Origin of the sequence: Nonomuraea pusilla (assembly GCF_900109355.1) — a bacterium.
In the GTDB taxonomy this organism is placed as follows: Bacteria; Actinomycetota; Actinomycetes; order Streptosporangiales; family Streptosporangiaceae; genus Nonomuraea; species Nonomuraea pusilla.
The window spans coordinates 1-8,009 of record NZ_FOBF01000045.1 but is presented as its reverse complement, the minus strand read 5'-3'; the positions used below and the strand labels follow the sequence as shown (position 1 = coordinate 8,009).

Sequence of the window (8,009 nt, the reverse complement as noted above, 5' to 3'; positions counted from 1 at the left end):
GCCAGCCCTATCGCGCTGACCTGCCGCTGCAGGCGCTGGACCGACTCCAGGGTGGCGTCGAGGAAGGTGTTGGCGGCAGCTGTGGCGATGGCCCGGTGGAAGGTCTCGTCGGCTCGGGTGAAGGCGTCGATGTCGTCGTCGGCCGCCGCGTCGGCCGATTGCTGTGCCGCCTGGCGCAGCGCCTTGACCTGGGCGGGGGTGGCGCGCTGCGCGGCCAGGCGGGTGGCGGCGGTCTCGACGAGACGCCGGAACTCGAACATCTCGTCCACCTGGCGCAGATCGGCGGGCAGGAACCGGGAGAACGACTCCTTCCACAGCGCGCCGTCCGGCTCGGCGATGTAGATGCCCCGGCCCTTCTGCACCGAGACCCGCCCGAGCGCGGACAGGATCTTCACCGCCTCCCTGACGATCGTCCTGCTCATCCGCACCGCCTCGGCCAGGTCCTTCTCCGTGGGCAGCCGATCACCCGGCTCGAGCCGTTCCCGCACGATGTACTCGAGAATCCGCTCCGCCGCGATCTCGTAACCCGGCCGGTAACCCCCCGCCTCACCGTGCTGCCGCGGCACCGACGATGACCACTCCGATCGGGCCAACCTCTTCCTCCGGTCTACTCTCGCGGCCGTTTCACGATGCTCCGCAATACTCGGCCATGCACACACTACCCGCAATATTTCATATCTATCTAGTCCCGGCTCTGGAGGAACGCCGTCGGTGCGGACCGCACCGGTGAACCCGCGCCGACCGCAGCCGGCGGTGCCGTTCCTGCCCCGACCGCATGACCGGCGTCGGGCGCCTGAACTGCTGACACCCTCCCTGCTGCAGGCAGGGGAGGGGGTGCGCGCCGTACCCGCCCGGGATCGGCCCGCCGCGAGCGGTCGGCGGTGGGCAGGGTGTAGCCAGGCTCGGCCGTCCAGTCGCGCGCAAAGACTGCGATCTAAACGCATCATTCAGGGTTGATTGATTCGATATATATCCTTACACTCCTGAGTCAGAGGTCTCAGCAGGTACCGACACAACCTCGCTACCACACGTTCCTGGCACGGCATCGCAGCGTTGCGGTGCTTCCGAGCCCGTCCGTCCCCACGTCAGAAGCCCTCGTCTCAGCATCTCGAGTCCGGTCGCGACCGCCTCGGTTCGAGCGGCAGTCCTCGACCATGCCGGGCGACCGTCGAGTCATCACCGCCATGGTCCTCGCCCTCGCGGGCGTGAGCCTGGCCACTCCCGCGGCTCAGGCGAGCCCACCGCTGAAGGTCGACGCGGGTTTCTTCTCGATGGAACTGAGTGACATCGGGCGGGTGACCAGGCTGGTTGACCTGCGGACCGGCGCAGACTACGTGGCTGCGGACAAGCCGGTGCCACTGGTCAGCGTGGTGGCCGACGGCCAGCAGGCGGCGCCCACCAAGATGGAGTACTCCCCACAGGACAAGGTGCACGTACCGACAAGGCGACGATCAAGGTGAAAGTCGCCCGGTTCCCGACCTACTCCACTATGGAGGTGGTCGGTCTGGACCCCGCGCCGGGCACCGACGTGCAGACGCTGCTGTGGGACCCGGTGCCCATGAAGGTCGCCACGACCGTGGGAGGGTGGCCGAACGGGCACCTGGCCTACGGCTTCGCGCGTCTGGTCAACGGCGTCTACCGGCAGCTCGCCTCCAAAGATGGATTCGTCACCGAATGCGGCAATCTCTCGTCCAATATCTGGGATGCTGGGCAAGCAAGCACTCTCTGGGAGTTCCAGCCTTCGGACGATCGAAGCCACCATGGCGCGTGCGGCTTCTCTTGACGCCGGCATCAACTTCGAGACCAGCGTGAAGAGCTTCGACTCGGGATCGAACACCTCCGCGGTCCTTCAAGCCATCAAGCTGTGGGAGTCCGCGCGCAACCACGGGGCGTTCACGGCCGAGGAGAAGAAGCTACTGGCCGACGGCTCCACCTACTGGCATCTGCGCGGACGGCAAGCCGGTCGGCGAGCCGCGACCCGTCAAGGCCCCTGCCCTCGGTTTCACCACCCCGCAGCCGCCGAACGCCCAACTCAGCAAGCTGTACGAGTTCAAGGTGACCTCCAGCACGCCCCAGACCGTCCGTTACGAGATCACCTCCGGGCGGCTCCCGGCCGGCCCTGAACCAGGACACCGGCGCCATCACCGGCATCCCCACCCAGACCGGCATCGCCAAGACCGGCATCGCCAAGACCGGCATCGCCAAGACCGGCGGTGACACGCCCGCCCGCGAATAGTCGGCGCTGTCGCTCACCGGATCCGCCGGGGTGAGCGTGGAACCGGCCGACGCGGCGTTCTCCGGCCAGGCGCTGACCCGTTCGTTCCACGTCACCGCCACGACGACCGGCCTGGGCCCGGTCGCCGGACACACCGGCGCCGCCGTGGTCCCACTCACCGGCGACCTGCGCGAAACAACGACCGCGCCGACGGCATCAAGCCCTCCACCTTCAACGTGACCGTCCTGGCCGCCCAGCTCAGGAAGGGCGGCAACACTGAGACCAGTTGACCTGCCGGACCTGCGTCTCACGAGATGTCTGAGCACCCGCCGCCGTCCCCGGACGGCACAGCTGAGCCAAGAAGACGACAGCAGTGAACACACCAGCGAGACCGGTGGCGTCCGGGGCGAGTTCTGGAACCGGATCACCGCCGCGGGCGAGACCTGCGGCATCCTCATGCCGAAGACGTGGCCTGGCAGAGCGGTGTCAGACGGTTCGCTGCGGCGGGCGACACCCGAAGGTCACCGTGACGTGACGACGCCGCCAAGGGCACCGCCGGCTCCGGTTCTCCGGAGCCGGCGGTGCCAGGCAGATCATGGGAACGTGGACCAGCTCATTTCCCTGGCTCAGCCTTGCTGAAGTAGGCGACGACCTCAGGGGCGGGCGGAGGGACGTCGACCGCCCGGCCGCCGTCCCGCAGGGAGGCGGTGGCGGCGTATCCCGCCGCCACCGCCTCGCGGGCCGCGACCGGTGAGGTGACGGTGGCTCCGTCAGACCGGACGAAGTCGAGGAACTCCGCCATCAGCCGGGGGTCGGCGCCTCCGTGAGTGCCGGGCGGCGTGTGCACGGGCACCTCGATGTCGGCGTCCGCCCGGTAGTCCGAGCGGCGGTTCCACACCTTGACGACGGCTCCTTCGGAGTCGCCGAAGTTCTCCAGCCGTCCGGCCGTCCCGATGACCGTGTAGTTGCGCCAGTAGTCCGGGGTGAAGTGGCACTGCTGATAGCTGGCGAACACGCCGTTGTCGAGCCGCATCTGCATCATGCTGAGGTCCTCGACGTCCACGACCGGATTGAGGTCCCGCTGGCTGAGCGGCGGCCAGTTGTCCGGTGAGAGCCAGTCGGTCATCCGCTCTCCGGGCTTCCTGTCCCGCCGCGAGGTGATGTCGCCGTAGACGACCAGACCCCCCATGGCGTTCACCTGCCGGGTGTACCCCCCGCCCAGCCAGTGGATGACGTCGATGTCGTGCGCTCCCTTCTGCAGCAGGAGGCCTGTGGTGTTCCGCCGGTCCGCGTGCCAGTCCTTGAAGTAGAAGTCCCCGCCGTGCCCGACGAAGTGCCGGCACCAGATGGCCTTGACCTGCCCGATGGCGCCGTCTTCGATCAGCTCGCGGATGGTTCTGATCACCGGCATGTGGCGCATGTTGTGCCCGACATAGAGCCTCGTGCCGTGACTCTGCGCGGCGGCCAGGAGCCGGTCGCAGCCCTCGATGGTGATCGCGAGGGGTTTCTCCATGAACACCGGGATCCCTGCCCGGAGGAAGTCCAGCCCGATCGGCTCGTGGGTGTGGTCCGGGGTCAGCACGAGCACGCCGTCGAGCCCGGCGTGCAGCAGTTCCCGGTGGTCGGCCACGGTGAGCAGATCGGGTCCGAATCGGTCGCGGGCCTTGCGCAGTGTCTGTGGATCCCGGTCGCAGCAGGCGACCAGTCGCGACCCCTCTCCCGGACGGTGTGCGAGGCCGGCCAGGTCGCTGCGCACACCGAGACCGACCACACCCAGCCTGAGGTCGTCCATGCCACGTCCTTTCTCGACGTCTAGCTTTTGCTGCCGGTGTGGGCGATGCCCTGAATGAAGTGCCGTTGGAGGACGACGAACGCGACGATCATCGGTACGGTCGCCATGATCGAGCCCGCCATCAGCAGCGAGTAGTCGGTCATGTGCTCTCCCTGCAGGGTCGCCAGGCCGGCCGACAGGGGCATCGCGGCCGGATCGGTGCTGACGACCAGCGGATACATGAGGTCGTTCCACGACCACAGGACCGTGAGGATCGTCAGGGCCAGCAGGCCCGGCCTGGCCAGGGGCAGCGCGATGCGGAAGAAGATCTGAAGCGGGTTGGCGCCGTCGAGACGGGCCGCCTCCTCCACGTCGCGGGGCAGGGCGAGGAAGAACTGCCGGAGGAGGAAGGTGCCGAAAGCGCTGAACATCCCCGGCACGATCAGGCCTGCCAGGGTGTTCACCCAGCCGAGGTCCTGCACGATGAGGTACTGCGGGATGAGGAAGAGCTGGCCGGGCACCATCAGCACTGACAGGAACAGGCCGAACAGCAGGTTGTTGCCGCGGAAACGCAACCGGGCGAACGCGTAGGCCGCCAGGGAGCAGAACACCAGCTGGGCGATGGTTCGTCCGGCGGTCATGAGCACCGTGGTGAGGAACATCTGCCGGAAGGGCAGCACGTCGAACACCTGGCTGTAGTTGGACCACTGCCACTCGCTCGGCAGGAACGTCAGCGGCACATGGGTGGTCTCGCTGAACGTCTTGAGCGAGGTGAGGAACTGCCACACGAACGGGCCGACCATCACGACCGCCCCGGCGGCGAGCACCAGGTGTGTCGCGGCAGTGCCCAGGCGGCGCGCCGGGCGACCGGCGACCGTCGTGCCGTCAGGCATAGTGCACCCACCTTCTCTGAAGCCGGAACTGGAGGATCGTCATGACGAGGATGAAGGCGAGCAGGACGAAGGCGACCGCGGCGCCGAAGCCGAGATCGTGCTCGACGAAGGCTTTCTGGTAGAAGAGGTAGGAGATCGTGCGGACCCGCGGGAGCGCCGGATTGGCGGTGCCGGCGGCGCTGCCGGGCGTGCTCATCATCATGTACGCGAGGTCGAACATCTGCAGTGAGTTGATCACCGTGAGGACGGTCGCGAAGAAGATGCTCGGGCTGAGCAGCGGCACGGTGATACGGAAGAACGTCCTCGCAGGGCCGGCGCCGTCGATCGCTGCCGCCTCGTAGTACGTGGCGGGGATGCCCTGGAGGCCGGCCAGGAAGATGACCATGTTGTAGCCGAGGGCCATCCAGATGCCGATCGCGGCGAGCGCGTACAGTGCGACGGACGGGTCCGACGCCCAGTGCGCCCCCTGGACGCCGATCACTGAGAGCAGCTGGTTCACCAGGCCGTAGTCACCGTTGTACATCCATCTCCACAGCATCGCGACGGCGACGGGCATGGTGACCACCGGCAGGAAGTACAGCGTGCGGTACACCGAGCGGCCCCGTAGTCCGCGCTGGTTGAGCAGCGCGGCGAGCAGGACCGCGAGCGGGATGCCCGCCAGCTGGATGATGGTGTACAGCAGGGTGTTGGCCACGGCCTGGCCGACCGACGGCTCGTCGAGCAGCGCTCGGTAGTTCGCCGTGCCGATCCAGGTGTGCCCCCCGAAGGGGCCCGACTTGGTGAAGCTGTAGAAGAAGGTCTGGGCGACGGGCCACAGGTAGAAGATCATCAGGCCGATGGTCATGGGGGTGACCATGAGGTACGCCCACGCCTGCTCGGCACGGCGTCCACGAGCGCGGCCCGATGGGCGGCGGCCCCCCGGATGCCGGTGCCGGCGCCGGGTCGCCGCGGTGTTCACCGCTGACATCACTGTTCCTCACGCAGCGCCGCGTTCATCGCCGTCGCCATTTCCTGCGCGGCGGCCGTGATGTCCTTCGTGCCGGACCAGGCGGGCCCGAAGATGGCGGCCTCCTTGCTCTGCCACGCGTCGGTGTTCTTCGACCCGGGGAACGGCACCGCGTAGGCGAGCTGGTCCGTGAACGCGCGCAGGTGGAACTGCGGCATGGAGGTGATCCAGGCCTCCTGGGTGCCGGTGAAGGCGGGGATGACGGCGCCCGTCTGCGCCTGGATGTCGGCGGCGTCCTTCGACCCGAGGAACTCGGCGAACTGCGTCGCCTCCTTCGGGTGCTTGGTCTTGGCGTACACGACGTTGGCCAGGCCGTGGATCACCACGGCGCGCTTGGCTCCCTTCGGCAGGACGGTGACGTCCACGTCGTTCTTGGTGACGTCGTTCTTGGCGAACTCGATGGCGTTCCAGGACCCGCCGTAGTACATGCCGATCTTGCCGGACTCGAACAGCTGGGTGGGGTAGGTGTCCGTCATCGACTTCAGCGACGGGGAGACCCCGGCCTTCATCAGGTCGGTCCAGAAGCGCAGCCCGGAGAGGGTGGCGGGCTGGTCGTAGCCGGAGGACTTCCCGTCGGGGGAGATGACCTGGCCGCCCGCCTGGAAGATGGTGTCGTAGTAGTTCTCCTGGTTGAAGGGCGGGGCGAGGATCCCGTACTCCCCCTTGGAGGGGTCGGTGAGCTTGCGTGCCGCGTCGGCGACGTTCTGCCAGGTCCAGGTGTCGTCCGGGTACGCGAGCTTGGCCGCGTCGAACAGCTTTTTGTTGTACCAGAGTCCGACCGTGTCGAAGTCCTTCGGGATGCCGTACTGGGTTCCCTGGTAGCTGTAGATGCGGGTGAGCGCCTCGGGATAGTTCGCCGGCTTGACGCGGCCGCTCGTGATCGAGTCCGACAGCGGCAGCAGCATGCCGTTGGCGGCGTAGAGCTGGGCGTGCGGGCCGTTCATCCAGAAGACGTCGGGCGCGCTGCCGCCGGTGGCGTCGGCCTGCAGTTTTGTCCAGTACTCCTGGTTCGCGGTGAGCTGGATGGTGATGTGCACTTTCGGGTGCGTCGCCTGGAACTTCTCGATGATGCGCTGCATCGCCGGCATCTGGTTCTTGTCCCAGATGCGATAGCTGAGCTCGACCTTCCCGTCGTCTGCCGCCCCGCCGCCGCACGCCGTGGCGCTGAGCAGCAACCCGACGACCACACTGGAGGACCACAGGCGTGTCCCGCGACGCTTCATTCCTGGCTTGGTACGCATCATGCCTCTTCTGACGTTCGACTTCCAGCTAATAGATCGGATCCTCTGGCCGGTCCCTTCGGCCCGAGCTTCTCCACCGAACCCACAGGTGGGGGGTCGCGGACACCTCTCGCCAAGACCGGCGACGCTGAACACGTGCTGGTCACGATGATGTGGAAACCCCGATCGCGTCAAGACCCTAAATGCGATTCACTGGCGAAGCGTGACACGATAGATATGAAATATCCTGGGGCTGTAGGGTGTCGCATGCGACGGCATGAGTGGCCGCGAGAGTAGACCGGAGGAAGAGGTTGGCCCGATCGGAGTGGTCATCGTCGGTGCCGCGGCAGCACGGTGAGGCGGGGGGTTACCGGCCGGGTTACGAGATCGCGGCGGAGCGGATTCTCGAGTACATCGTGCGGGAACGGCTCGAGCCGGGTGATCGGCTGCCCACGGAGAAGGACCTGGCCGAGGCGGTGCGGATGAGCAGGACGATCGTCAGGGAGGCGGTGAAGATCCTGTCCGCGCTCGGGCGGGTCTCGGTGCAGAAGGGCCGGGGCATCTACATCGCCGAGCCGGACGGCGCGCTGTGGAAGGAGTCGTTCTCCCGGTTCCTGCCCGCCGATCTGCGCCAGGTGGACGAGATGTTCGAGTTCCGGCGTCTGGTCGAGACCGCCGCCACCCGCCTGGCCGCGCAGCGCGCCACCCCCGCCCAGGTCAAGGCGCTGCGCCAGGCGGCACAGCAGTCGGCCGACGCGGCGGCCGACGACGACATCGACGCCTTCACCCGAGCCGACGAGACCTTCCACCGGGCCATCGCCACAGCTGCCGCCAACACCTTCCTCGACGCCACCCTGGAGTCGGTCCAGCGCCTGCAGCGGCAGGTCAGCGCGATAGGGCTGGC

The 8,009-nt window shown here is 67.5% G+C and carries 8 protein-coding genes; 3 read left to right on the top strand and 5 right to left on the bottom strand.

From position 1 onward, the window contains the following. The coding region (locus BMX74_RS45285; protein ID WP_218154263.1) for a FadR/GntR family transcriptional regulator at positions 1-566 on the bottom strand (566 nt) is incomplete at its 3' end. 588 nt (positions 567-1,154) lie between these two features. Between BMX74_RS45285 and BMX74_RS42185 the strand changes: the two genes are divergently transcribed. Then, positions 1,155-1,460 (top strand): hypothetical protein, encoded by a 306-nt coding sequence (locus BMX74_RS42185; RefSeq protein ID WP_091106060.1) that lies wholly within the window; start codon positions 1,155-1,157, stop codon positions 1,458-1,460. Between the two features lie 35 nt (positions 1,461-1,495). Further along, the gene (locus tag BMX74_RS42180; protein ID WP_143078975.1) at positions 1,496-1,783 is read left to right on the top strand and encodes a hypothetical protein; all 288 of its coding nucleotides are present in this window, start codon (positions 1,496-1,498) and stop codon (positions 1,781-1,783) included. Positions 1,784-2,828: 1,045 nt separating this feature from the next. Here BMX74_RS42180 and BMX74_RS42175 read toward each other — a convergent pair. From BMX74_RS42175 to BMX74_RS42160, 4 genes are all read right to left on the bottom strand, one after another. Continuing rightward, positions 2,829-4,007, bottom strand: coding sequence for a Gfo/Idh/MocA family protein (locus BMX74_RS42175; protein WP_091106058.1), 1,179 nt, complete (start codon positions 4,005-4,007; stop codon positions 2,829-2,831). Between the two features lie 20 nt (positions 4,008-4,027). Further along, positions 4,028-4,879: a carbohydrate ABC transporter permease gene (locus tag BMX74_RS42170; RefSeq protein ID WP_055501978.1), complete on the bottom strand. Its 852-nt coding sequence runs from the start codon at positions 4,877-4,879 to the stop codon at positions 4,028-4,030. Then, positions 4,872-5,723: a carbohydrate ABC transporter permease gene (locus BMX74_RS42165; protein WP_236714607.1), complete on the bottom strand. Its 852-nt coding sequence runs from the start codon at positions 5,721-5,723 to the stop codon at positions 4,872-4,874. The genes BMX74_RS42170 and BMX74_RS42165 overlap by 8 nt, the downstream gene beginning before the upstream one ends. A 122-nt stretch (positions 5,724-5,845) precedes the next feature. After that, a complete protein-coding gene (locus tag BMX74_RS42160; protein ID WP_091106055.1) occupies positions 5,846-7,108 on the bottom strand; it encodes an ABC transporter substrate-binding protein in 1,263 nt (420 codons plus the stop codon). A 335-nt stretch (positions 7,109-7,443) separates the two neighbouring features. On the opposite strand from BMX74_RS42160, the gene BMX74_RS42155 reads away from it, so the two are divergent. Further along, positions 7,444-8,009: FadR/GntR family transcriptional regulator (locus tag BMX74_RS42155; protein ID WP_218154263.1), on the top strand; the 566-nt coding region annotated here is incomplete at its 3' end.